The 24,930-nt window shown below is 44.3% G+C and carries 31 protein-coding genes and 1 other annotated feature; all 31 genes read right to left on the bottom strand.

Annotated features, from left to right (window positions below):
• Nucleotides 1–10 precede the first annotated feature (10 nt).
• Nucleotides 11–373: a 50S ribosomal protein L18 gene (gene rplR, locus AC1RRX_RS17930; protein ID WP_003156492.1), complete on the bottom strand. Its 363-nt coding sequence runs from the start codon at nucleotides 371–373 to the stop codon at nucleotides 11–13.
• Between the two features lie 34 nt (nucleotides 374–407).
• Entirely contained in the window at nucleotides 408–947 is a 540-nt protein-coding gene (gene rplF / locus AC1RRX_RS17925; RefSeq protein WP_003156490.1) for a 50S ribosomal protein L6, read from the bottom strand.
• A gap of 30 nt (nucleotides 948–977) precedes the next feature.
• The gene (rpsH, locus tag AC1RRX_RS17920) at nucleotides 978–1,376 is read right to left on the bottom strand and encodes a 30S ribosomal protein S8 (protein ID WP_003156489.1); all 399 of its coding nucleotides are present in this window, start codon (nucleotides 1,374–1,376) and stop codon (nucleotides 978–980) included.
• 31 nt (nucleotides 1,377–1,407) lie between these two features.
• Nucleotides 1,408–1,593, bottom strand: a complete 186-nt coding sequence (gene rpsN / locus AC1RRX_RS17915; protein ID WP_003156488.1) for a 30S ribosomal protein S14 — start codon at nucleotides 1,591–1,593, stop codon at nucleotides 1,408–1,410.
• A 22-nt stretch (nucleotides 1,594–1,615) separates the two neighbouring features.
• Entirely contained in the window at nucleotides 1,616–2,155 is a 540-nt protein-coding gene (gene rplE, locus AC1RRX_RS17910) for a 50S ribosomal protein L5 (protein WP_003156487.1), read from the bottom strand.
• Nucleotides 2,156–2,181: 26 nt separating this feature from the next.
• Nucleotides 2,182–2,493: a 50S ribosomal protein L24 gene (gene rplX, locus AC1RRX_RS17905; protein ID WP_003156486.1), complete on the bottom strand. Its 312-nt coding sequence runs from the start codon at nucleotides 2,491–2,493 to the stop codon at nucleotides 2,182–2,184.
• Between the two features lie 36 nt (nucleotides 2,494–2,529).
• Entirely contained in the window at nucleotides 2,530–2,898 is a 369-nt protein-coding gene (rplN, locus tag AC1RRX_RS17900; RefSeq protein WP_007410404.1) for a 50S ribosomal protein L14, read from the bottom strand.
• Nucleotides 2,899–2,938: 40 nt separating this feature from the next.
• The gene (rpsQ, locus tag AC1RRX_RS17895) at nucleotides 2,939–3,202 is read right to left on the bottom strand and encodes a 30S ribosomal protein S17 (protein WP_003156484.1); all 264 of its coding nucleotides are present in this window, start codon (nucleotides 3,200–3,202) and stop codon (nucleotides 2,939–2,941) included.
• Between the two features lie 22 nt (nucleotides 3,203–3,224).
• Nucleotides 3,225–3,425 (bottom strand): 50S ribosomal protein L29, encoded by a 201-nt coding sequence (gene rpmC, locus AC1RRX_RS17890; protein ID WP_003156482.1) that lies wholly within the window; start codon nucleotides 3,423–3,425, stop codon nucleotides 3,225–3,227.
• Nucleotides 3,415–3,849 (bottom strand): 50S ribosomal protein L16, encoded by a 435-nt coding sequence (rplP, locus tag AC1RRX_RS17885; RefSeq protein ID WP_003156478.1) that lies wholly within the window; start codon nucleotides 3,847–3,849, stop codon nucleotides 3,415–3,417. Before rplP ends, rpmC begins: the two co-directional genes overlap by 11 nt.
• 1 nt (nucleotide 3,850) lies before the next feature.
• A complete protein-coding gene (gene rpsC / locus AC1RRX_RS17880) occupies nucleotides 3,851–4,507 on the bottom strand; it encodes a 30S ribosomal protein S3 (RefSeq protein WP_003156476.1) in 657 nt (218 codons plus the stop codon).
• Between the two features lie 3 nt (nucleotides 4,508–4,510).
• Nucleotides 4,511–4,852: a 50S ribosomal protein L22 gene (gene rplV / locus AC1RRX_RS17875; protein WP_003156475.1), complete on the bottom strand. Its 342-nt coding sequence runs from the start codon at nucleotides 4,850–4,852 to the stop codon at nucleotides 4,511–4,513.
• A gap of 16 nt (nucleotides 4,853–4,868) precedes the next feature.
• Entirely contained in the window at nucleotides 4,869–5,147 is a 279-nt protein-coding gene (gene rpsS / locus AC1RRX_RS17870) for a 30S ribosomal protein S19 (protein ID WP_003156472.1), read from the bottom strand.
• Nucleotides 5,148–5,204: 57 nt separating this feature from the next.
• Entirely contained in the window at nucleotides 5,205–6,038 is an 834-nt protein-coding gene (rplB, locus tag AC1RRX_RS17865; protein ID WP_003156470.1) for a 50S ribosomal protein L2, read from the bottom strand.
• A gap of 31 nt (nucleotides 6,039–6,069) precedes the next feature.
• A complete protein-coding gene (gene rplW / locus AC1RRX_RS17860; protein ID WP_003156467.1) occupies nucleotides 6,070–6,357 on the bottom strand; it encodes a 50S ribosomal protein L23 in 288 nt (95 codons plus the stop codon).
• Entirely contained in the window at nucleotides 6,357–6,980 is a 624-nt protein-coding gene (gene rplD / locus AC1RRX_RS17855) for a 50S ribosomal protein L4 (RefSeq protein WP_007615239.1), read from the bottom strand. The genes rplW and rplD overlap by 1 nt, the downstream gene beginning before the upstream one ends.
• Before the next feature lie 27 nt (nucleotides 6,981–7,007).
• Nucleotides 7,008–7,637, bottom strand: a complete 630-nt coding sequence (gene rplC, locus AC1RRX_RS17850) for a 50S ribosomal protein L3 (protein ID WP_007410402.1) — start codon at nucleotides 7,635–7,637, stop codon at nucleotides 7,008–7,010.
• A 39-nt stretch (nucleotides 7,638–7,676) separates the two neighbouring features.
• Nucleotides 7,677–7,985 (bottom strand): 30S ribosomal protein S10, encoded by a 309-nt coding sequence (gene rpsJ / locus AC1RRX_RS17845; RefSeq protein ID WP_003156464.1) that lies wholly within the window; start codon nucleotides 7,983–7,985, stop codon nucleotides 7,677–7,679.
• A gap of 248 nt (nucleotides 7,986–8,233) precedes the next feature.
• Nucleotides 8,234–9,199 carry an alpha/beta fold hydrolase gene (locus tag AC1RRX_RS17840; RefSeq protein ID WP_007410401.1) on the bottom strand — a complete coding sequence of 322 codons (966 nt, stop codon included), beginning with the start codon at nucleotides 9,197–9,199 and terminating at the stop codon, nucleotides 8,234–8,236.
• Nucleotides 9,200–9,302: 103 nt separating this feature from the next.
• Nucleotides 9,303–10,493, bottom strand: coding sequence for an elongation factor Tu (gene tuf, locus AC1RRX_RS17835; protein ID WP_007410400.1), 1,191 nt, complete (start codon nucleotides 10,491–10,493; stop codon nucleotides 9,303–9,305).
• 119 nt (nucleotides 10,494–10,612) lie between these two features.
• Nucleotides 10,613–12,691, bottom strand: a complete 2,079-nt coding sequence (gene fusA / locus AC1RRX_RS17830; RefSeq protein ID WP_007410399.1) for an elongation factor G — start codon at nucleotides 12,689–12,691, stop codon at nucleotides 10,613–10,615.
• Between the two features lie 52 nt (nucleotides 12,692–12,743).
• Entirely contained in the window at nucleotides 12,744–13,214 is a 471-nt protein-coding gene (gene rpsG / locus AC1RRX_RS17825) for a 30S ribosomal protein S7 (RefSeq protein ID WP_003156447.1), read from the bottom strand.
• Nucleotides 13,215–13,253: 39 nt separating this feature from the next.
• Nucleotides 13,254–13,670, bottom strand: a complete 417-nt coding sequence (gene rpsL, locus AC1RRX_RS17820) for a 30S ribosomal protein S12 (protein ID WP_003156445.1) — start codon at nucleotides 13,668–13,670, stop codon at nucleotides 13,254–13,256.
• A 115-nt stretch (nucleotides 13,671–13,785) separates the two neighbouring features.
• Nucleotides 13,786–14,034, bottom strand: a complete 249-nt coding sequence (locus AC1RRX_RS17815; protein ID WP_003156443.1) for a 50S ribosomal protein L7ae-like protein — start codon at nucleotides 14,032–14,034, stop codon at nucleotides 13,786–13,788.
• Between the two features lie 168 nt (nucleotides 14,035–14,202).
• On the bottom strand, nucleotides 14,203–17,802 hold the full coding sequence (gene rpoC, locus AC1RRX_RS17810; protein WP_007410398.1) for a DNA-directed RNA polymerase subunit beta': 3,600 nt from the start codon (nucleotides 17,800–17,802) through the stop codon (nucleotides 14,203–14,205).
• A 62-nt stretch (nucleotides 17,803–17,864) separates the two neighbouring features.
• Nucleotides 17,865–21,446, bottom strand: a complete 3,582-nt coding sequence (rpoB, locus tag AC1RRX_RS17805; protein WP_003156440.1) for a DNA-directed RNA polymerase subunit beta — start codon at nucleotides 21,444–21,446, stop codon at nucleotides 17,865–17,867.
• A gap of 244 nt (nucleotides 21,447–21,690) precedes the next feature.
• The gene (locus tag AC1RRX_RS17800; RefSeq protein ID WP_007410397.1) at nucleotides 21,691–22,296 is read right to left on the bottom strand and encodes a class I SAM-dependent methyltransferase; all 606 of its coding nucleotides are present in this window, start codon (nucleotides 22,294–22,296) and stop codon (nucleotides 21,691–21,693) included.
• A 91-nt stretch (nucleotides 22,297–22,387) separates the two neighbouring features.
• Nucleotides 22,388–22,759 (bottom strand): 50S ribosomal protein L7/L12, encoded by a 372-nt coding sequence (gene rplL / locus AC1RRX_RS17795; protein ID WP_003156436.1) that lies wholly within the window; start codon nucleotides 22,757–22,759, stop codon nucleotides 22,388–22,390.
• Nucleotides 22,760–22,800: 41 nt separating this feature from the next.
• Nucleotides 22,801–23,301: a 50S ribosomal protein L10 gene (rplJ, locus tag AC1RRX_RS17790; RefSeq protein WP_007410396.1), complete on the bottom strand. Its 501-nt coding sequence runs from the start codon at nucleotides 23,299–23,301 to the stop codon at nucleotides 22,801–22,803.
• 63 nt (nucleotides 23,302–23,364) lie between these two features.
• Nucleotides 23,365–23,507, bottom strand: a sequence feature (ribosomal protein L10 leader region).
• Between the two features lie 48 nt (nucleotides 23,508–23,555).
• Nucleotides 23,556–24,254 carry a 50S ribosomal protein L1 gene (gene rplA, locus AC1RRX_RS17785; RefSeq protein WP_003156431.1) on the bottom strand — a complete coding sequence of 233 codons (699 nt, stop codon included), beginning with the start codon at nucleotides 24,252–24,254 and terminating at the stop codon, nucleotides 23,556–23,558.
• A 94-nt stretch (nucleotides 24,255–24,348) separates the two neighbouring features.
• Nucleotides 24,349–24,774 (bottom strand): 50S ribosomal protein L11, encoded by a 426-nt coding sequence (gene rplK, locus AC1RRX_RS17780; protein ID WP_003156430.1) that lies wholly within the window; start codon nucleotides 24,772–24,774, stop codon nucleotides 24,349–24,351.
• Nucleotides 24,775–24,930: the final 156 nt, after the last annotated feature.

Here is a 24,930-nt window from a genome sequence, read left to right as displayed (position 1 = left end):
CCTTTTTTTATTAAAATTTCAGTCCGGCTTCACGAGCTGCATCGGCCAGAGCTTTTACACGTCCATGGTATAAGTATCCGCCGCGGTCAAATACTACGTCAGAAACACCTTTCTCAGAAGCGCGTTTCGCAACGAGTTCACCGACTTTAGCAGCAGCAGCGCTGTCACCAGTGCTTTCCACGTTCAAATCTTTATCGAGAGTAGAGGCACTAGCAAGTGTAACGCCATTTACATCATCGATGATTTGAGCATAAATGTGTTTGTTTGAACGGAACACATTCAGACGAGGTCTTTCAGCTGTGCCTGAAAGTTTAGCACGAACACGGGCATGTCTTTTTTGACGAGCAGCATTTTTGCTAGTTTTCGTAATCATCCTTAGGTCACTCCTTTCTTCACTTTAAGCGGTCTTACTTAGCAGATTTACCTTCTTTACGGCGAACAACTTCACCTTCGTAGCGGATTCCTTTACCTTTGTAAGGCTCTGGAGAACGTACAGCGCGGATGTTAGCAGCGATAGCTCCTACACGCTCTTTGTCTGTACCTTTTACAACTACTTTAGTTTGAGAAGGAACTTCGATTTCGATGCCCTCTTCAGGAACGATCTCAACAGGGTGAGAGTATCCAACGTTTAAAACAAGTTTGTTTCCGGATTTAGCCGCACGATAACCGACACCGACTAATTCCAAACCTCTTTCAAATCCTTTAGATACGCCTTCAACCATGTTTCCAAGCAGACTGCGAGTCGTACCATGCAGTGCACGGTGCTCTTTGTGATCAGAAGGACGAGTAACTGTAAGCACGTTGTCCTCAATTTTGATTTCCATATCAGGATGGAAAGTACGAGTTAATTCTCCTTTTGGTCCTTTTACAGCTACAGTGTTGCCTTCGTTCAGCGTTACTGTAACTCCAGAAGGGATCTCAAGCAGTTTTTTACCTACACGAGACATACTAAAACACCTCCATTCTTGTTAAACTTCTTACCAAACGTATGCTAGAACTTCTCCACCAGCTTGTTTTGCACGGGCTTCTTTGTCCGTTAAAACACCTTGTGATGTAGAAATAATCGCGATTCCAAGACCGTTAAGTACGCGAGGTACTTCATTTGATTTAGCGTATACACGCAAACCTGGTTTGCTGATTCTTTTAAGACCAGTGATAACGCGCTCGTTGTTTTGTCCGTATTTCAAGAAAACGCGGATGATACCTTGTTTGCTGTCTTCTACGAACTCAACGTCACGAATGAAACCTTCACGCTTTAAAATGTCAGCAATTTCTCTTTTCAATTTAGAAGCAGGAATTTCAAGCTTCTCATGACGTACCATGTTTGCATTGCGAATACGAGTCAGCATATCTGCAATTGGATCTGTCATAACCATTATATAATTACCTCCTTCCCATTCTTGGGGATTACCAGCTGGCTTTTTTCACGCCAGGAATTTGTCCTTTATATGCAAGCTCACGGAAACAAATACGGCAAAGTTTAAATTTACGAATGACTGAGTGCGGACGTCCGCAGCGTTCACAGCGAGTGTACTCTTGCACTTTAAACTTTGGTGTACGTTGTTGTTTCGCAATCATTGACTTTTTAGCCACGATTTCGCCTCCCTTTCATTGATTATTTCTGGAACGGCATACCTACTTGAGTTAATAGCTCACGAGCCTCTTCGTCAGAGTTAGCAGTCGTTACGATAACGATGTCCATTCCGCGAACCTTTGTTACTTTATCGTAGTCAATTTCAGGGAAGATTAACTGTTCTTTAATACCAAGAGTGTAGTTTCCGCGACCGTCGAAAGATTTCTTAGAAATCCCGCGGAAGTCACGTACACGCGGTAAAGATACAGAAATAAGTTTATCAAGGAAATCATACATGCGCTCTCCGCGAAGAGTTACTTTCGCACCGATAGGCATTCCCTCACGAAGACGGAATCCAGCAATTGATTTCTTCGCACGAGTAACGACAGGTTTTTGACCTGCGATAAACGTTAATTCTTCAACAGCACTGTCGATTGCTTTTGCGTTTTGAACAGCATCACCGACACCCATGTTGATTACGATTTTTTCGATTTTTGGCACCTGCATAACAGAGTCGTAGTTGAACTTCGTCATTAAAGCAGGTGAAATTTCTTTATTGTACTTTTCTTTAAGGCGGTTCATGAGATAGACCTCCCTTCCTTTAAATACTATTTATCTAAGACTTGCCCAGATTTTTTTGCAACACGAACTTTTTTGCCATCTTCCACTTTGTATCCTACGCGAGTCACTTCACCTGTTTTAGGATCGAGCGGCATAACGTTTGATACATGAATTGGCGCCTCTTGATTAGAAATACCGCCTTGAGGGTTTGCTTGAGTTGGTTTAGAGTGCTTCTTCACCATGTTTACGCCCTCAACTAGAACGCGGTCCTTTTTAGGGAAAGCAGCAAGGATCGTACCTTGTTTGCCTTTATCTTTACCAGAGATAACCATTACTTTATCGCCTTTTTTCACATGCATCCTGATCGCACCTCCTTGAGTAAGGCATTTATTTCATTAGATAACTTCTGGAGCCAGAGAAACAATTTTCATGAAGTTGTTTTCACGTAATTCACGGGCAACCGGTCCGAAGATACGAGTTCCACGCGGGCTCTTGTCGTCACGGATGATAACACATGCATTCTCATCGAAGCTGATGTATGATCCGTCAGTTCTGCGTGCTCCGCTTTTTGTGCGAACGATAACAGCTCTTACGACTTCACCTTTTTTGACAACGCCTCCTGGTGTTGCTTGTTTAACCGTGCAAACAATTACATCACCAATGTTAGCCGTTTTACGTCCAGAACCGCCAAGAACTTTAATAGTAAGTACCTCACGCGCACCGGAGTTGTCAGCAACTTTTAAACGAGTCTCTTGTTGAATCATTATTTGTTACCTCCCTTCGGAAAAAGAATTCCGAACTTTATTAGATAATAACAGCTTCTTCGACAACTTCTACTAGACGAAAACGCTTAGTTGCAGATAATGGACGAGTTTCCATGATCTTTACGATGTCTCCGATTTTAGCTTGGTTATTTTCATCATGTGCTTTGAATTTCTTTGAGTATTTTACGCGTTTACCGTAAATAGGATCCTTTTTGTATGTTTCAACAACAACAGTGATGGTTTTATCCATTTTGTCAGAAACAACACGGCCTTGGTAAACTTTGCGTTGGTTACGTTCGCTCATGCTCACGACCTCCCCTCAGTGATTATTTGTTGGCAGCAATTTCTCTTTCACGAATCACAGTTTTCATGCGCGCGATAGCTTTGCGCACTTCACGAATGCGAGCAGTATTTTCAAGTTGTCCTGTCGCTAATTGAAAGCGAAGATTGAAAAGTTCTTCTTTAAGAGACTTTACTTTTTGTTCAATTTCAGCAGTGGTAAGGTCACGAATTTCATTAGCTTTCATTTGATTCACCACCAATTTCTTCACGTTTTACGAACTTCGTTTTAATTGGCAATTTGTGAGATGCAAGACGAAGAGCTTCACGAGCTACCTCTTCAGACACACCAGAAATTTCAAATAAAACTTTGCCCGGTTTTACAACAGCTACCCAGCCTTCAGGAGCCCCTTTACCGGAACCCATCCGTACCTCAAGCGGTTTAGCAGTGTAAGGTTTTGAAGGGAAAATTTTAATCCAAACTTTACCGCCACGTTTCATGTAACGAGTCATCGCAATACGTGCAGCTTCGATTTGGCGGTTTGTGATCCAAGAAGCTTCAAGAGCCTGGATACCGTACTCACCAAAATGTACTTCAGTACCGCCTTTAGCGCGACCGCGCATTTTTCCGCGATGCTCTCTGCGATATTTAACGCGTTTTGGTAATAACATATTATTTTCCTCCTTCCTCAGTTTTCTTCTTAGTAGGAAGAACCTCTCCACGATAGATCCAGACTTTTACACCAAGCTTACCGTAAGTTGTGTCAGCTTCAGATGTTGCATAGTCGATGTCAGCACGTAAAGTGTGCAATGGAACAGTTCCTTCACTGTAGTATTCAGAACGAGCAATGTCAGCTCCGCCAAGACGGCCGGAAACCATTGTTTTCACACCTTGTGCTCCAGCACGCATAGTGCGTTGGATTTGTTGTTTCTGCGCACGGCGGAAAGAAATACGGTTTTCTAGTTGACGAGCGATGTTGTCAGCTACAAGCTGAGCATCAAGATCTGCTCTTTTGATTTCAAGAATGTTAATGTGTACACGCTTGCCAGTAAGGCTGTTAAGGGCTTTACGAAGTGCTTCAACTTCAGATCCGCCTTTACCGATTACCATACCAGGCTTAGCAGTGTGGATCGTAATGTTAACGCGGTTTGCTGCGCGCTCGATTTCTACTTTAGAAACAGAAGCGTCAGAAAGGCGTTTGCTAATGAATTCACGAATTTTTAAATCTTCGTGCAGGAAGTCAGCGTAATCTTTACCAGCGTACCACTTAGATTCCCAATCACGAATGACTCCGATACGAAGACCGACTGGATTTACCTTTTGACCCACTACTTATCCCTCCTTCTTTTCTGATACAACGATTGTAATGTGGCTCGTACGTTTGTTGATTTGGCTCGCACGTCCCATAGCACGCGGGCGGAATCTTTTTAACGTTGGGCCTTCGTCAACAAATGCCTGAGAAATAACCAGATTGTTAGCGTCCATCTCGTAGTTGTGCTCAGCATTTGCGATAGCAGATTTTAAAACTTTTTCGATGATCGGAGAAGCAGCTCTCGGAGTTAAGTTCAGGATAGATACTGCTTCGCCTACTTGCTTACCTCGAATCAGGTCCATTACTAGACGTGCTTTACGAGGAGCAATACGGACTGTTCTTGCAACAGCTTTAGCTTGCATTTAAAAGCCTCCTCTCTTAGCGTCTTGTTTTTTTATCGTCACTGGCGTGGCCTTTGTAAGTACGAGTCGGTGCGAATTCGCCCAACTTGTGGCCTACCATGTCTTCAGAAATGAATACAGGCACGTGTTTACGTCCGTCATATACTGCGATAGTGTGACCGATAAATTGTGGGAAAATAGTTGAACGGCGAGACCAAGTTTTTACAACTTGTTTCTTGTCCGTTTCATTTAATTTCTCGATTTTTGTCATCAAGTGTCCATCGACAAATGGTCCTTTTTTCAAGCTGCGAGCCATTTTGGAACCTCCCTTCGTGATTGCACTACGGTCCGAAATGAACCGTAGACAACCCCGTTATTTATTTTTACGACGACGTACGATAAATTTATCAGATTTGTTCTTTTTCTTACGTGTCTTGAATCCAAGAGTCGGTTTGCCCCAAGGAGACATTGGTGATTTACGTCCGATTGGCGCGCGACCTTCACCACCACCGTGCGGGTGATCGTTAGGGTTCATTACAGAACCGCGGACTGTAGGGCGGATGCCTTTCCAGCGAGAGCGTCCTGCTTTACCAACGTTGATAAGTTCGTGCTGCTCGTTACCTACTTGACCGATAGAAGCGCGGCAAGCAGAAAGGATCATGCGAACTTCACCAGAGTTAAGACGTACAAGAACGTATTTGCCTTCTTTACCAAGAACCTGAGCAGATGTACCAGCTGAACGTACAAGCTGTCCGCCTTTACCAGGTTTTAATTCAATGTTATGCACAACTGTACCAACAGGGATGTTGATAAGCGGAAGTGCGTTACCTACTTTGATGTCAGCTTCAGGGCCGGACATGATTTCAGTACCTACTTGAATTCCTTTTGGTGCAAGAATGTAACGTTTTTCTCCGTCTACATAGTTGATTAGTGCAATGTTAGCTGAACGGTTTGGATCGTACTCAACTGTAGCAACGCGTCCAGGTATACCATCTTTATCGCGTTTGAAGTCGATAACACGGTATTGGCGTTTGTGTCCGCCACCTTGGTGACGTACAGTCAATTTACCTTGGTTGTTACGTCCGCCTTTTTTGTGAAGGGGCGCAAGCAAGGATTTTTCCGGCTGGTCAGTCGTGATTTCAGCAAAATCTGAAGTTGTCATGCCACGACGTCCGTTAGAGGTCGGTTTATACTTTTTAATCGCCATTTTGAATTTCCCTCCTTCTTTTTACAGATAATTAAGCTTCAAAAATTTCGATTTCTTTGCTGTCTGCAGTAAGTTTTACGATCGCTTTTCTGCGACGGCTAGTCATACCAGTGTAGCGGCCGACACGTTTTGATTTCCCTTTGTAGTTCATGATGTTGACTTTGTCAACTTTCACTCCAAAGATACTTTCAACTGCATCTTTCACTTCTGTTTTATTAGCTCTTACATCAACTTCAAAAGTATATTTTTTTTCAGTCATTAAATCAGCAGAACGTTCAGTAATGACGGGGCGCTTAAGAACATCACGAGGATCTTTCATTATGCAAGCACCTCCTCTACTTTTTCAACCGCAGCTTTTGTAATCAGAAGCTTCTCGTGGTTGACAACGTCTAACACGTTGATTCCGTTAGCTTGAACAACTGTAACTCCAGGGATGTTGCGTGCAGAAAGAGATACTGCTTCGTTTGCATCCGCAGTTACGATTAAAGCTTTTTTCTCAACAGATAATCCTTTAAGGATAGCTGCCATTTCTTTTGTTTTAACCGTATCAAGAGTAAGATCTTCAAGAACAATAATGTTGTTGTCGTTCACTTTAGAAGACAATACTGATTTGATTGCCAAGCGGCGAACTTTTTTAGGTAATTTGTAAGAATAGCTGCGTGGTGTTGGGCCGAATACGACACCACCTCCGCGCCATTGCGGTGAACGGATTGAACCTTGACGGGCACGACCTGTACCTTTTTGACGCCATGGTTTGCGACCTCCGCCGCGTACTTCAGAACGATTTTTTACTTTGTGAGATCCTTGACGTAAGGAAGCTCTTTGCATAAGAATAGCGTCGAATACTACGCTCTCATTTGGCTCAATTCCAAATACAGACGCGTTTAATTCGATATCACCAGCAGTAGAACCGTTTTGGTTGTATAATGCTACTTTTGGCATGATCAATTTCCTCCTTTCCTAAGAGACTTATTTAGATTTAACAGCACTTTTAACAGTGATTAAAGTTTTTCTCGCACCAGGTACGTTACCTTTAATCAAAAGAAGATTGCGCTCAGCATCTACTTTTACGATTTCAAGGTTTTGGACAGTGATTTGATCTCCGCCCATGCGTCCAGGTAATAGTTTACCTTTGAATACACGGTTAGGATCTACAGGTCCCATTGAACCAGGACGACGGTGGTAGCGTGAACCGTGAGACATAGGTCCGCGAGATTGTCCGTGGCGCTTGATTGCACCTTGGAAACCTTTACCTTTAGATACTCCTGTTACATCTACGATTTCTCCTGCAGAGAAAATTTCAACCTTGACTTCCTGACCAATTTCATACGCATCCATATCCACGCCGCGTAATTCTTTAACGAAGCGCTTAGGAGCAGTTTCCGCTTTTGCAACGTGTCCTTTTTCCGGTTTGTTTGAAAGCTTTTCACGCTTATCGTCAAAACCAAGCTGGATCGCTTCATAGCCATCATTTTCAGCTGTTTTCTTTTGAAGAACAACGTTTGGAGCTGCTTCAATAACAGTTACCGGGATAAGATCACCGTTCTCTGCGAATACTTGCGTCATACCAATTTTTCTTCCTAAGATTCCTTTGGTCATTCGTCACACCTCCTATTAAGATCATTCTATATTTTAGAATTAAAGTTTGATTTCGATATCGACACCAGATGGTAAGTCTAATCGCATGAGAGCATCAACAGTTTGTGGTGTTGGGTTCACAATGTCGATTAAACGTTTATGTGTACGCATTTCAAATTGCTCACGAGAATCTTTGTATTTGTGCACCGCACGAAGGATTGTGTAAACTGATTTTTCAGTTGGCAACGGAATCGGACCAGATACGCTGGCACCAGAACGTTTTGCCGTTTCAACAATCTTCTCTGCAGATTGATCAAGGATTCTATGATCATATGCTTTTAAACGAATACGAATTTTTTGTTTTGCCATTATTTTCCCTCCTTTTCGCCTACATCACGTTAGACAGTTCTCCGTGAGAAAAACCTGATCACCTTGCCATGGCAAAGCGGCCGGGTGTGTCAGCAACCTCTCACTTCATCGCAGTCAAAGACCAACATACACTATTATACAGAAAATAGACGCATGTTGCAAGGTTTATTTAAAGAACCTTGTGGTTTTCACACTTTGATTATTATACAGGTGATACCATGATTAATCAAGGATATGCCTGTTTTCTTTCAGAGATGGAACGATGCGAACCGGCTGACAACTTCGGCAAAGCGATCCGGCTCCTCCAAGTGAGGCGAATGGGCTGAGTTCTCAAACCAATGCCATTCTTTATACGGCGCATCAACCTTCTGATAATATTCATAAGACGTCGTCCCCGGGACCGTCAAATCGTATCTCCCTGACATAAAACAGCACGGTATTATAATAGAAGAAACTGATTCCCCGGCATCAAAGAAAATAAGATCCTCCCACAGGTGTTTCAGGCTGAACATTTGTCCCCGCGCGGCTAAGAAGCTCCCTCTCACACCGTACGGTTCACCAAACAGCATTCGTCCCCCTGCTTTAAGAGCGCCGATCGGATGATGGGTAAAGCCCCCTCCCCTCATCTCGATACAAAGCAGAAACAACGTTCGCTGCAGCTGTTTCTCCCATGGAGGCGCTCCGATAAAGCTAAGCGTCTTTTCCAGCAGGAAATGTTTGCGTCGCCTGCTCCATTCCATCATCAGCCGGTAAGCTTCCGTTTCTTCCTTTTGAATATTAACCACCTGACTGATACCGATATACGCATAATACAAATCAGGTCTCTCTTGAAGAACATGAAGCGCCAGAACTGAACCCCACGAATAACCGGCGATATATATTTTTTGCCTGCTGAATTGCTTGCATAAGCGTTCGGTCAAATGAATGGTATCGGCTGTCAGCTGATCCAAGGTCATAGATGAACCCGGAATTTCCTTTGAATAAGAGAGACCCGCCCCCCTCTGATCCCAGTTCACAACGGTGAAATGCTTTTCCAGCTTATTCTGGTATTTTCTCGCATAGCCGATTTGAGGAGTGCCGGGACCGCCGTGCAAAAACAAAAGCAGCGGATTACTCCTGTCATCACCATTAATCATAATGGTTTGTTCACTGCCATTAATCAGCAATTGCTGAAGCATTGAAATACGATTGGTTTTCTTGAAGTTATCGTTCATCGGTCTGCTCCTAAAATTTGTATACGTTCTATTATACATGGAATCAGCGGGGAAACAAAAAAACGAGGCCCCATAAGGGACCCCGCATTAATGAACGAGTCGATTACTCAGTGATTGTAGAAACAACGCCTGAACCAACTGTACGTCCGCCTTCACGAATAGAGAAACGAGTTCCTTCTTCGATAGCGATTGTAGAGATAAGTTCAACGATCATTTCAGTGTTATCTCCAGGCATAACCATTTCTACGCCTTCTGGAAGATTGATGATACCAGTTACGTCAGTTGTACGGAAGTAGAACTGAGGACGGTAGTTAGAGAAGAATGGAGTATGACGTCCACCCTCTTCTTTAGAAAGAACGTAAACTTCAGCTTTGAATTTGCTATGTGGAGTGATTGTACCTGGTTTAGCAAGTACTTGTCCACGTTGGATGTCTTCACGAGCTACACCGCGAAGAAGCGCACCGATGTTGTCTCCAGCTTCAGCATAGTCAAGAAGCTTACGGAACATTTCAACACCTGTAACAGTTGTTTTGCTGTTTTCTTCTTGAAGACCGATGATTTCAACTTCGTCACCGACTTTAACTTGTCCGCGTTCTACACGGCCAGTAGCAACTGTACCACGACCAGTGATTGAGAATACGTCCTCAACTGGCATCATGAATGGTTTGTCAGTGTCGCGTTCTGGAGTTGGGATGTACTCGTCAACTGCAGCCATAAGTTCAAGAATTTTTTCTTCGTACTCAGCGTCACCTTCAAGAGCTTTAAGAGCAGAACCTTTAACAACTGGTACATCATCACCAGGGAAGTCGTATTCGCTAAGAAGATCGCGAACTTCCATTTCAACAAGCTCAAGAAGCTCTTCGTCGTCTACCATGTCGCATTTGTTAAGGAATACTACGATGTATGGTACACCAACGTTTTTAGAAAGAAGGATGTGCTCACGAGTTTGTGGCATTGGGCCATCAGCAGCAGATACTACAAGGATAGCTCCGTCCATTTGCGCAGCACCAGTGATCATGTTTTTAACATAGTCAGCGTGTCCTGGGCAGTCAACGTGTGCATAGTGACGAGTGTCAGTTTCGTACTCAACGTGTGCAGTAGAGATTGTGATACCGCGCTCACGTTCTTCTGGAGCACCATCAATTTGATCGTACGCCATAGCTGTACCTTTACCAGATTTCTTATGAAGTACTGTTGAGATAGCAGCAGTTAATGTTGTTTTACCATGGTCAACGTGTCCAATTGTACCGATATTGGCATGTGATTTGGAACGGTCGAATTTTTCTTTAGCCATTCTAAAATCCTCCTTAAGAGCTTTTAATTAGTAATGTATAGAGTGATAGAAAGTGAAAGCAAGCTTTCACTTCCTCATCTTACAATAGTAGTTATACTTGAGTTAAGTGGCAAAATCAATTATTCGCCTTTATTTTTTTTGATAATTTCTTCAGCGATGCTCTTCGGCACTTCTTCGTAGTGATCCATGAACATTGTGAACGTACCGCGTCCTTGCGTGTTAGAACGAAGGGCAGTAGCGTAACCGAACATTTCAGCAAGAGGTACCATCGCACGCACAACTTGAGCGTTACCGCGAGCTTCCATACCTTCTACGCGTCCGCGACGAGAAGTAACATCACCCATGATGTCTCCCATGTATTCTTCAGGAATAACAACTTCAACTTTCATGATTGGTTCAAGAAGAACTGGGTTACATTTGCTGACTGCATTTTTCAATGCCATAGAAGCAGCGACTTTAAACGCCATTTCGTTTGAGTCAACATCATGGTAAGATCCATCAAAAAGTTTCGCCTTGATGTCGATTAGCGGGAATCCGGCTAGGACACCATTTTCAAGAGAGTCTTCAAGACCTGCTTGTACGGCTGGGATGTATTCACGAGGAACAACACCACCGACGATTGCGTTTTCGAATTCAAAGCCAGCGCCTTCTTCGTTCGGTTCAAATTCGATCCAAACATGACCGAACTGACCGCGTCCGCCTGATTGACGTACGAATTTACCTTCAACTTTTGCACCGGTACGGAATGTCTCACGGTACGCAACTTGAGGAGCACCAACGTTAGCTTCAACTTTGAACTCACGCTTCATACGATCAACAATGATATCAAGGTGAAGCTCACCCATACCAGAGATGATTGTTTGACCTGTTTCAGGGTTTGTTTGTGTACGGAATGTAGGATCTTCTTCAGCAAGTTTCGCTAAAGCGATACCCATTTTATCTTGGTCAGCTTTTGATTTAGGCTCAATCGCTACGTCGATAACAGGCTCTGGGAATTCCATTGATTCAAGGATTACAAGATCCTTCTCATCACATAGAGTATCTCCAGTAGAAGTATCTTTTAGACCTACAGCAGCTGCGATGTCTCCAGCGTAAACAGTAGAGATCTCTTCACGGCTGTTAGCGTGCATTTGAAGGATACGTCCTACGCGCTCACGCTTGCCTTTTGTAGAGTTCTTTACATATGAACCGGAATCAAGTGTACCGGAATATACGCGGAAGAATGTCAGCTTACCGACATAAGGGTCAGTCATAACTTTAAATGCAAGTGCAGAGAATGGCTCTTCATCAGAAGAATGACGAACGATCTCTTCATCTGTGTCAGGACGTACACCTTTGATTGCAGCAACATCAGTTGGCGCAGGAAGGTAGTCAAGAACAGCATCAAGTACAAGCTGAACACCTTTGTTTTTGAAAGCAGATCCAACAAGTACAGGGTAGAATTCAACATTCAGTGTACCTTTACGGATAGCAGCTTTCAGTTCAGGGATAGTGATTTCTTCACCTTCAAGGTACTTTTCCATAAGCTCTTCATCAAGCTCAGCTACAGCTTCAATCAGGCTGCTGCGAAGCTCTTCAGCTTGCTCTTTGTACTCTTCAGGGATTTCTTTCGCATCTGAACGAGTTCCAAGGTCATCTTCATAGAAATACGCAACGTTTTCTACTAAGTCGATGATACCTTCGAAGTTGTCTTCAGCGCCGATCGGCAATTGAATTGCGTGAGCGTTAGCTTGAAGACGGTCTCTTAAAGTGCCTACAGAGTAAAGGAAGTCTGCGCCGATTTTGTCCATTTTGTTGACAAATACAACGCGCGGCACTCCGTAAGTTGTTGCTTGGCGCCATACTGTTTCTGTCTGAGGCTCAACACCAGATTGAGCATCAAGTACGGCAACCGCACCATCAAGTACACGGAGTGAACGTTCAACTTCAACTGTGAAGTCTACGTGTCCCGGTGTATCGATGATGTTTACACGGTAACCTTTCCACTGTGCAGTCGTTGCTGCAGAAGTGATTGTGATACCGCGTTCTTGTTCCTGCTCCATCCAGTCCATTTGCGAAGCACCTTCGTGAGTTTCGCCAATTTTGTGGATACGGCCTGTGTAGAACAAGATCCGTTCTGTAGTAGTCGTTTTACCGGCATCGATGTGAGCCATGATCCCGATATTACGAGTTTTTTCTAAGGAGAACTCTCTTGCCATTGGGTAATTTCTCCTTCCTTATTAGGGAATTATTATTTTGATTATATGAATCCTACCAGCGGTAGTGAGCAAATGCTTTGTTCGCTTCTGCCATCTTGTGAGTGTCTTCACGTTTCTTAACGGCAGCACCAGTGTTGTTAGCTGCATCAAGAATTTCGTTAGCCAGGCGCTCTTCCATTGTTTTTTCTCCGCGAAGACGCGCATAGTTAACCAACCAGCGAAGACCAAGAGTTGTACGGCGTTCAGGACGAACTTCTACAGGCACTTGGTAGTTAGCTCCACCTACACGGCGTGCTTTTACTTCAAGTACAGGCATGATGTTTTTCAATGCTTGTTCGAAAACCTCCATTGCATCATTGCCAGTGCGTTCTTTAATGATATCGAATGACTTGTATAGGATTGTTTGAGATTTACCTTTTTTACCGTCGATCATCATTTTGTTGATCAGGCGGGATACCAGCTTAGAGTTGTAAAGCGGATCAGGTAAAACATCTCTTTTTGCTACAGGACCTTTACGTGGCATCTGAATATCCTCCCTTCATAGTTTTAATGATTTATTTGATTACTTTGCTTTAGGACGTTTCGTACCGTATTTAGAACGGCCTTGCGCACGGTTTTCAACTCCGGCAGTATCAAGCGCGCCACGAACGATGTGGTAGCGTACCCCCGGTAAGTCTTTTACACGTCCGCCGCGGATCAGTACAACGCTGTGCTCTTGCAGGTTGTGACCGATACCAGGAATGTAGGCAGTAACCTCGATTCCGTTAGTCAAACGAACACGAGCATATTTACGAAGTGCTGAGTTCGGTTTTTTCGGTGTCATTGTACCCACACGAGTACATACCCCGCGTTTTTGTGGAGAAGATACGTTAGTGTGCTCTTTTTTAAAGCTGTTGTATCCTTTGTTTAGTGCAGGTGACTTAGAGTTTTCAACTTTGCTCACGCGTCCCTTGCGAATTAGCTGATTAATTGTAGGCATGTTGTGTTCCTCCCTTCATTACGTTTTATAACCCACATACCCAGGTGGTTCATCATTAGGCAAAAAACAATGTCTTTACACAAGATTGATATCTTATATAAAAACAAAAAGTACGCTATAACATAATGGCAACAGCTGCTGCTCCCACTTCAATTCCGCAGGCTTTGCCGAGCTTTTTCATGGAATCCACCATACAGACAGCGGTATTTTGGTTCTTTGCAAGCTGGATAACGCCAGCTGTAAGAACTGAATCCGCGTCTTTTGCCACGACGACTTCCTTCACTGAACCTCGTTTTAGAGCTTTCACTGTTTGCTTCGTACCAATAATAATTGATTTGGCCTGTGATACTTTATCATAAGACATAAACATATCCTCCAAAGTAACAGGTTTTATTTCGAGCACCTTGGTTATATTATCACTCTGCGGGACGGATGTCAACAACGTATGACATTTTTTAGTGCAGTCCACCGCCAGAATAATTGTAATACTGAGGAAAAGCTGTCGAAACAGCCTTTCCTGCAGCAGTTTCTATTATTCAGCCGGAACCATATCTTCCGAAGGCTGAACGTTTGAAACAGGTTTTACTTTTCTGTAATTCATCATACCGGTACCGGCCGGAACCAGCTTACCGATGATAACATTCTCTTTCAGGCCGAGAAGTTCATCGCGCTTGCCTTTAATCGCAGCATCTGTAAGAACGCGTGTTGTTTCTTGGAATGATGCGGCAGACAAGAATGAATCCGTCTCGAGTGAAGCTTTTGTGATACCGAGAAGGACAGGACGGCCTGTAGCAGGTCGATTGCCTTCAAGCAGCACTTTTTTGTTCGCTTCTGTGAATTGGTGAATATCTAGCAATGTGCCAGGGAGAACATCAGTATCTCCGGCATCGATCACACGGACTTTGCGAAGCATCTGGCGAACCATTACTTCTACGTGTTTATCGCCGATTTCAACCCCCTGCATACGGTAAACCTTCTGAACCTCATGCAGAAGATATTCCTGAACCGTTGTCAGGTCAGTGACTTTAAGAAGTTCTTTCGGATCGATAGAACCTTCTGTCAGCACTTGACCGCGGGTAATCTGATCACCCTCAGCCACTTTCAGGCGTGAGTTGTAAGGTGCCGTGTATGAACGTGTCTCAACAGCGCCCTGAACAACAATCTCCTGCTGTTTGTCGCGGACTTCATTGATTTCGGCAATTGTACCGTCAATCTCAGAAATCGTCGCTTGACCTTTCGGATTACGCGCTTCGAAAAGCTCTTGGATACGCGGAAGACCTTGTGTGATATCGTCTCCGGCAACCCCGCCTGTGTGGAACGTACGCATCGTTAACTGTGTTCCAGGCTCACCGATAGATTGAGCGGCGATAATACCTACTGCTTCGCCGACTTCAACATCAGTTCCGGTTGCAAGGTTACGTCCGTAGCATCGTTTACACACACCATGAGGAGTGTTACATGTGAACGCAGAACGGATCCACACTTCTTCGATTCCGGCTTCAACGATTTCCAGCGCTTTATCTTCATCGATCAATTCATTTTCGTTAATGAGCACAGCACCCGTTTCAGGATGTTTGATCTGTTTTCTGGCGAAACGTCCGATCAGACGCTCTTCCAGACGCTCGATGATTTCCGTGCCTTCTTTGAGCGGTTTTGCAAGAATACCGCGGTCTGTTCCGCAATCTGTTTCACGAATGATAACATCCTGCGCAACATCAACAAGACGGCGTGTAAGGTAACCTGAGTCAGCTGTTTTCAGGGCGGTATCGGCAAGACCTTTACGCGCACCGTGAGTGGAGATAAAGTACTCCAATACTGTCAGACCTTCACGGAAACTTGATTTAATCGGCAATTCAATGATTCGTCCAGCCGGGTTGGCCATCAGACCGCGCATACCCGCAAGCTGTGTAAAGTTAGATGCGTTACCACGGGCTCCTGAGTCACTCATCATGTAGATCGGATTGACTTCGTCTAATGATTTCATCAGTTTGCCTTGGATAACATCTTTCGCTGAACTCCAAATTGAAATGACTCTTTCATAACGTTCTTCTTCGGTGATTAAACCGCGTCTGAACTGTTTCAGGACATTATCAACTTTGCTTTGTGCTTCTTCAAGGATTTCCTGTTTGTCATCGAGAACGACGATATCAGAAACCCCTACTGTGATGCCGGCTTTCGTTGAATATCTGAAACCGAGGTTTTTCATGCGGTCAAGCATTTTAGACGTTTCCGTGATATGGAATCGTTTAAAGATTTCCGCGATGATTTTACCGAGAATGCCTTTTTTAAACGGTGCGTTGATCGGCTGCTCAGCAATCACAGCTTTTACGTCAGCACCTTTATCTAAGAAGAAACGGTCAGGTGTCTTCTCTTCAATGTTGCTCTTCGTTGGTTCATTCATGTAAGGGAATGATTCCGGAAGAATTTCATTGAAGACGAGCTTACCGACAGTTGTAATTAACAATTTTGAACGCTGTTCTTCAGTAAATGTCACATTCTTAAGGGAGTTCGCTGCAACAGCAACTCTCGTATGAAGGTGAACATAACCGTTTTGATAAGCAAGAAGCGCTTCGTCCGTATTTTTGAAAACCATACCCTCGCCGACTGCTCCAGCGCGCTCAAGCGTCAGGTAGTAGTTTCCTAATACCATATCCTGAGACGGCGTAACAACCGGTTTACCATCTTTAGGGTTCAAGATGTTTTGGGCCGCAAGCATCAGAATGCGCGCCTCAGCTTGAGCCTCAGCTGATAAAGGTACGTGAACCGCCATTTGGTCACCGTCAAAGTCAGCGTTATAAGCTGTACATACTAACGGGTGAAGACGGATGGCGCGTCCTTCAACAAGCGTCGGTTCGAAAGCCTGGATACCTAATCTGTGAAGAGTAGGGGCACGGTTCAGTAAGACCGGATGCTCCTTAATGACAGATTCAAGTACATCCCATACTTCAGGCTGCACGCGTTCGATTTTGCGTTTTGCGCTCTTGATATTGTGAGCAAGGCCTTTTTCAACAAGCTCTTTCATGACGAAAGGCTTGAAGAGCTCAAGCGCCATTTCCTTCGGCAAACCGCACTGATACATTTTCAGATGCGGACCTACGACGATAACGGAACGGCCTGAGTAGTCTACACGTTTACCGAGAAGGTTCTGACGGAAACGCCCTTGTTTCCCTTTCAGCATGTGAGAAAGAGATTTAAGCGGACGGTTACCCGGTCCGGTAACCGGACGGCCGCGGCGTCCGTTGTCAATCAGAGCATCGACTGCTTCCTGAAGCATACGTTTTTCGTTCTGAACGATGATGCTTGGCGCGCCGAGGTCTAACAGACGTTTTAAACGGTTATTACGGTTGATGACACGACGGTAAAGGTCGTTCAGATCAGACGTTGCGAAACGTCCGCCGTCAAGCTGAACCATCGGTCTTAATTCAGGCGGAATAACCGGAAGCACGTCGAGGATCATCCAAGACGGCTTGTTTCCTGAATTACGGAAGGCTTCAAGCACTTCAAGGCGTTTGATCGCACGTGTACGGCGCTGTCCTTGAGAAGTCTTCAGCTCTTCTTTTAACATATCAACTTCTTTGACAAGGTCGATGTCCTGCAGAAGTTTATTAATGGCTTCCGCACCCATAGAGGCTTGGAATTTGTTTCCGTACTTATCCAGATACGCACGGTATTCCTTTTCAGATAAAAGCTGTTTCTTTTCGAGCGGTGTATTGGCCGGGTCAGTTACGACGTAAGAAGCAAAGTAAATAACTTCTTCCAGCGCACGCGGTGACATATCCAATACAAGACCCATACGGCTCGGAATACCTTTGAAATACCAAATGTGAGAAACCGGGGCAGCCAGTTCAATATGCCCCATTCTCTCACGACGGACTTTAGCCCGCGTTACTTCAACTCCGCAACGGTCACAAACTACGCCTTTATAACGAACCCGCTTGTACTTGCCGCAATGACATTCCCAGTCCTTAGTCGGTCCGAAAATGCGTTCGCAGAACAGGCCGTCCTTTTCAGGTTTCAACGTACGATAGTTTATCGTTTCAGGCTTTTTCACTTCACCAAAAGACCATGAACGGATTTTATCCGGTGAAGCAAGACCGATGTTCATATACTCAAAATTGTTCACATCTAGCAAGGGGCCTACCTCCCTTTTTATCTTCGGATTAACCGATGTCACTTGCCTTTATCAATCAGAGACTATTCTTTCGTTACTGCGTCACGTTCAACGTCTGGAGATGCTGTTTCTTCCGGCGCTTCATCACCTGATAATGCAAGGCCGTCAGCTTGTTTCGCATCTTCCTCGTCTTCTAGATCTCTCATTTCTATTTCTTCTTCATCGCCTGAAAGGATTTTTACGTCCATACCTAAGCTTTGAAGCTCTTTGATCAATACTTTGAATGATTCCGGAACACCAGGCTCTGGAACATTGTCGCCTTTGACGATGGCTTCATATGTTTTCACACGTCCGACCACGTCATCGGACTTCACAGTCAGGATTTCTTGAAGCGTGTAAGCTGCGCCGTAAGCTTCAAGCGCCCAAACCTCCATCTCACCGAAACGCTGTCCGCCGAATTGGGCTTTACCGCCGAGAGGCTGCTGCGTAACAAGTGAGTAAGGACCTGTAGAACGGGCATGAAGTTTATCATCAACCATGTGTGCCAGTTTGATCATGTACATGATTCCGACAGATACACGGTTGTCAAACGGTTCTCCCGTACGGCCGTCATAAAGAACTGTTTTAGCGTCTCTTGACATGCCTGCTTCTTCAAGTGTTTCCCACACATCTTCTTCACGCGCGCCGTCAAATACAGGTGACGCGATGTGAATGCCGAGGTAGCGGGCAGCCATACCCATGTGAAGTTCTAATACCTGACCGATATTCATACGTGATGGTACACCCAGCGGGTTAAGCATGATATCGATCGGCGTGCCGTCAGGAAGGTAAGGCATATCTTCTTCAGGAAGAATCTTCGAGATAACCCCTTTGTTTCCGTGACGTCCGGCCATTTTATCACCTTCAGAAATCTTACGTTTCTGAACGATATATACGCGTACAAGCTGGTTCACTCCCGGAGGAAGTTCGTCGCCGTCTTCACGGTTGAAGACTTTTACGTCGTGGATAATTCCGCCGCCGCCGTGAGGTACACGGAGAGAAGTATCACGGACTTCACGCGCTTTTTCTCCAAAGATCGCATGCAGAAGGCGTTCTTCAGCCGTAAGCTCAGTTACACCTTTAGGCGTTACTTTTCCTACGAGAAGGTCTCCGTCGTTGACTTCCGCGCCGATACGGATAATTCCGCGGTCATCAAGATTGCGAAGCGCGTCTTCCCCTACGTTTGGAATATCGCGGGTGATCTCTTCCGGCCCAAGCTTTGTATCACGTGCTTCTGATTCATATTCTTCAATGTGAATAGATGTGTATACATCATCTTTCACAAGGCGTTCACTCATGATGATGGCATCCTCATAGTTGTAACCATCCCATGTCATGAAGCCGACCATTACGTTGCGGCCGAGAGCAAGTTCACCAAGCTCCATTGAAGGTCCGTCAGCAAGGATTTCTCCTTTTACTACTTCATCGCCGACACTGACGATCGGACGCTGGTTGTAGCACGTACCTTGGTTGGAGCGGACGAATTTCAGCAAGCTGTACTTATCCAGGTTGCCTTTTACTTTTTGGCCGTCAATTTCTTCATAGCGGCGCACCCATACGTTTTTCGCTTCCACCCGTTCTACGATACCAGGGTGTTTACAAATAACGGCTGCACCGGAGTCTTTACCGGATACGTATTCCATACCCGTTCCGACGATCGGAGCTTCCGGCTGCATCAAAGGCACAGCCTGACGCTGCATGTTCGCTCCCATTAGGGCGCGGTTCGAGTCATCGTTTTCCAAGAACGGAATACATGCTGTCGCAGCAGATACAACCTGTTTAGGAGATACGTCCATGTAATCCACGCGGTTGCGGGCTACAACGGTGTTTTCCCCTCTGAAACGCGCTACGATGCTGTCATCCAAGAAAGAACCGTCATCGCTCAGCTTAGCATTCGCTTGGGCTACGACATAGTTATCCTCTTCATCAGCAGTCAGGTAGTCGATTCTAGGCGTTACTTTTCCTGTTTCAGGATCAACGCGGCGGTATGGCGTCTCAATGAAACCAAAGCGGTTTACTTTCGCAAATGATGACAATGAGTTGATCAAACCGATGTTCGGGCCCTCAGGCGTTTCAATCGGACACATACGGCCATAGTGAGAGTAGTGAACGTCACGTACTTCCATACCTGCGCGCTCACGTGTCAAACCGCCCGGTCCGAGAGCTGACAGACGGCGTTTGTGTGTCAATTCAGCAAGCGGGTTCGTCTGATCCATGAATTGAGAAAGCTGTGAGCTTCCGAAGAACTCTTTAATAGACGCAATAACAGGTCTGATGTTAATCAGCTGCTGCGGCGTAATTGTATTCGTGTCTTGAATAGACATTCTTTCACGTACGACACGTTCCATCCGGCTTAAACCGATACGGAATTGGTTTTGCAGGAGCTCACCTACAGAACGCAGACGGCGGTTTCCGAGATGGTCGATATCATCAGTGTCGCCCACTCCGTGCAGGAGGTTGAAGAAGTAGCTGATAGAAGAAATAATATCAGCAGGCGTAATGTTTTTAATCGCCTCTTCGATGTAAGCATTGCCGATCACATTGATCGTCTGCTCTCCTTCTGCATCGGTAGGAGCATAGATTTTAATGGATTGAAGCATCACTTCATCCTCGACAACGCCGCCGTTAGGATAAAGTTTTCTGAAGCCGATTCCATTTTCTAAGTATGGCAGTACTTTATCAAGTGTTCTTCTGTCAAGAATCTGCCCTTTTTCAGCGAGAATTTCACCGGTTTCCGGATCCACCAGTGTTTCTGCAAGGCGCTGGTTAAACAGGCGGTTCTTGATATGAAGCTTTTTATTAATTTTATAGCGTCCTACATTCGCAAGGTCGTATCGCTTCGGATCGAAGAAACGGGAATCCAGCAAGCTTTTTGCGTTTTCTACTGTAGGCGGCTCTCCGGGACGAAGGCGCTCATAGATTTCAAGAAGCGCTTTGTCACTGTTTTCAGTGTTGTCCTTATCCAGTGTATTGCGGAGATATTCATTCTCACCAATGAGATCGAGAATCTCTTGGTCGGAACCGAAGCCGAGAGCACGCAAAAGAACCGTAACCGGCAACTTACGTGTGCGATCAATGCGGACATACACAACATCTTTCGCATCAGTTTCGTATTCTAACCATGCGCCACGGTTTGGAATGACAGTCGCGGTAAAACCTTTTTTACCGTTCTTGTCTACTTTACCACTGAAATATACACTTGGAGACCGAACAAGCTGAGATACGATAACACGTTCTGCACCGTTGATGATAAAAGTACCGGTATCTGTCATAATAGGGAAATCACCCATGAAGACATCCTGGTCTTTTACCTCTCCAGTTTCTTTGTTAATTAAACGAACCTTCACTCTCAGCGGAGCTGAGTAAGTCACATCACGTTCTTTTGACTCTTCAACGGGATACTTAGGATCTCCTAAACTGTAGTCAATGAACTCTAGAGAGAGGTTACCAGTGAAATCCTCAATTGGTGATATGTCTTGAAACATCTCTCTAAGACCCTCATCAAGAAACCACTGATAAGAAGAGGTTTGAATTTCAATGAGATTTGGTAATTCTAACACTTCGCTAATGCGAGCATAGCTTCTGCGCTGGCGGTGTCGTCCATACTGAACTAGTTGACCTGTCAACTGATTCACCCCTCAAATCATGCGTATTATATGTGTAATAAGCATCTCTTACGATAAAGAAATACTTTTACAAGACAAAAGAAAAAAGGGTTTCTAATTAAGAAAACCACATCCAAAAACAAATACCGATTTTATTAGCATTTCCATGTTTGTATAATTTATACATGCACTATGATTATTTCAGCATATCATGCAAAATATATACATTGGCATTTTACAATATTAACATAGCTGAAAATTCAAGTCAAACTTTTTTTGCTTTTATGATATAATAGCCTTTCTTTTTTTGAACCACAGAAACTTCGTCAAAAAGCTCCTTCAGTTTTTCAATGGCAGAAGGCCCGCCCTGTTTTTTCTGTATAACGATCCACAATTCACCTGAAGCCCTTAAATGCTCAGCGCTTTTTTCAAAAATGGCATGGACAACTTTTTTTCCGGCGCGGATTGGGGGGTTTGTAATAATAGAAGCAAATGTTTGAGCAGAATCAATATTTGAAAATAAATCACTCTGATAAATCCGAACGTTTTTTATTCCGTTTTTTTCTGCATTTTCATTTGACAGCTCTACGGCTCTTTCATTCACGTCAATCATGTGCACGGTCCGGTCTGTAAATTCACCGGCGAGTGACAGACCGATCGGGCCGTAACCGCAGCCTGCATCCAGGAAGTCACCATCGATCTCCGGCTCTTCAAACGCTTCAATTAAGACACGCGAACCGAAATCAACTTCCTTTTTCGAGAAAACGCCGCTGTCACTTGTGAATGTATAAGATCTGTTCCGCAGTGTAAATGACCATGTCTGTTTATCGCTTTTAACTGAAGGTTTTTCTGAATAATAGTGATCACTCATTATTAGAACCTCCTTTTATAATGGCACTTAAAGAAAAGCAAAGAAAAAGCCCGCCTCATAAAAGCGAGCTTCCCCTACAGGCAAGTGAAGATTACTTAACTTCTACAGAAGCGCCAACTTCTTCAAGTTTAGCTTTAAGCTCTTCAGCTTCTTCTTTCGCAATACCTTCTTTAAGTGGTTTTGGAGTGTTGTCAACAAGTTCTTTAGCTTCTTTCAAGCCAAGACCAGTGATTTCACGAACAACTTTGATAACTTTGATTTTCTGAGAACCTGCACCAGCAAGGATAAGGTCGAATTCGCTTTGCTCTTCAGCAGCGCCGCCAGCAGCAGCTCCGCCAGCTACAGCTACAGGAGCAGCAGCAGTTACGCCAAATTCTTCTTCGATTGCTTTTACTAGGTCGTTCAATTCAAGTACAGTTGCTTCTTTAACGGAAGCAATGATTTCTTCGATATTTAAAGCCATTTGAAATTCCTCCATTTGTTTTATTTTAGGGTAAAATCAGATTAAGCGCCTTGTTCTTCCTTTTGGTCTGCAACTGCTTTAGCTGCAAGTGCAAGGTTGCGAACTGGAGCTTGAAGTACGCTAAGCAACATAGAAAGTAAGCCATCGCGTGAAGGAAGTTCAGCAAGAGCTTTCACTTCTTCAACAGAAGATACTTTTCCTTCGATAACGCCCGCTTTGATTTCCAGAGCTTCGTGATTTTTCGCGAACTCGTTAAGAACTTTTGCCGGAGCGATAACATCTTCAGTACTGAATGCGATCGCATTCGGTCCAGTTAAGACATCATTCAAACCATCAAGTTCAGCTTGTTCAACCGCACGGCGAGTCATTGTGTTTTTGTACACTTTGAACTCTACGTTAGCTTCGCGAAGCTGTTTACGGAGTTCAGTTACTTCAGAAACGTTAAGTCCGCGGTAGTCAACGATGATCGTTGATTTGCTTTCTTTCAGTTTAGAAGCAATCTCTTCAACAACAACTTTTTTTGTATCAATTGCGCTGCTCATGGTTACACCTCCTGTAGATTTTGTGTAACACTTATACCGCTAGGTGATCACGACTGTGACGACGATTTCATATAAAAAGCCTCCATGTGGACATGGAGGCTGTATATACAAGCATACGTAACGTAATAGCTGTGATATATATACACCTCGGCAGGATATTAAGCCTCAACGGCCCCTGCTGTCTACGGTATAAATGACATATTATATTTTACAACATTTTGAATCATATCAGAATGCTGATCTAAAGTCAAATATTATTTTACGTTGAAAGTAGAAGCGTCTACTTTGACACCAGGGCCCATAGTAGAAGTAACGGCAACGTTTTTCACGTAAACACCTTTAGCCGCAGCCGGTTTTGCTTTCAGGATTGTATCATACATTGTTGTGAAGTTCTCAACAAGTTTTTCATCCTCGAAAGAAACTTTTCCGATCGGAACATGGATGTTACCAGCTTTGTCAACGCGGTATTCTACTTTACCAGCTTTGATTTCGCCGATTGCTTTTTCCACTTCGAATGTAACAGTTCCTGTTTTAGGGTTTGGCATAAGACCTTTTGGTCCAAGCACACGACCGATTTTACCGACTTCACCCATCATGTCAGGAGTCGCAACGATTACATCGAATTCGAACCAGCCTTGCTGGATTTTCGCGATGTAATCAGAATCGCCAACGTAGTCTGCACCGGCAGCTTCAGCTTCTTTTGCTTTTTCGCCTTTAGCGAATACAAGCACGCGCTGAGTTTTACCAGTTCCGTTAGGAAGTACAACTGCACCGCGGATTTGCTGATCGTTTTTACGAGGGTCAACCCCTAAACGAAAAGCAACTTCAACTGTAGCGTCGAATTTAGCTGTGTTTGTTTTTTTAGTAAGCGCCACTGCTTCAGCGACATCATAAGCTTTCGCACGGTCTACAAGCTTCGCAGCTTCAACGTACTTTTTACCTTTTTTAGCCATTTTAAAATTTCCTCCTTATGTGGTTATAGCGGAATAACCTCCCACGAATAAGGGTTGCGAACTTGTGAAAACTCGCAACCCGACAAGAAACAAATTAATCCTCGATAACGATACCCATACTGCGGGCAGTACCTTCAACCATGCGCATTGCCGCTTCAACGTCTGCTGCGTTTAAGTCAGGCATTTTCGTTTCAGCGATTTCGCGAACCTTATCGCGCTTAACGGTTGCCACTTTATTACGGTTTGGTTCACCAGAACCAGACTCAATTCCAGCTGCTTTTTTAAGCAATACTGCAGCAGGCGGAGTTTTTGTAATAAATGTAAATGAACGGTCTTCGTAAACCGAAATTTCAACAGGAATGATTAAACCAGCTTGGTCAGCTGTACGAGCGTTAAACTCCTTACAGAATCCCATGATATTTACACCGGCTTGACCTAGTGCAGGTCCAACTGGCGGCGCTGGGTTAGCTTTTCCAGCAGGAATTTGCAATTTTACAACTTTTACTACTTTTTTAGCCACGAGACACACCTCCTTAAGTCCGTGATGTGGTAATAGGGTAAACCCTCCCACTCAAGGTTTCATTCTTTATATGAATGACGAAATATCAAGCTAGCTGCCTTGGATTAGTCCAAGACGTACCTTTGCTATATTATCATTAATATATAGCAATTTCAA

The sequence above is a fragment of the Bacillus sp. GW821-FHT11D08 genome, from assembly GCF_058808515.1.
Note: the sequence above shows the minus strand (reverse complement) of the source record. Positions and strands in the feature narration are given on the sequence as shown.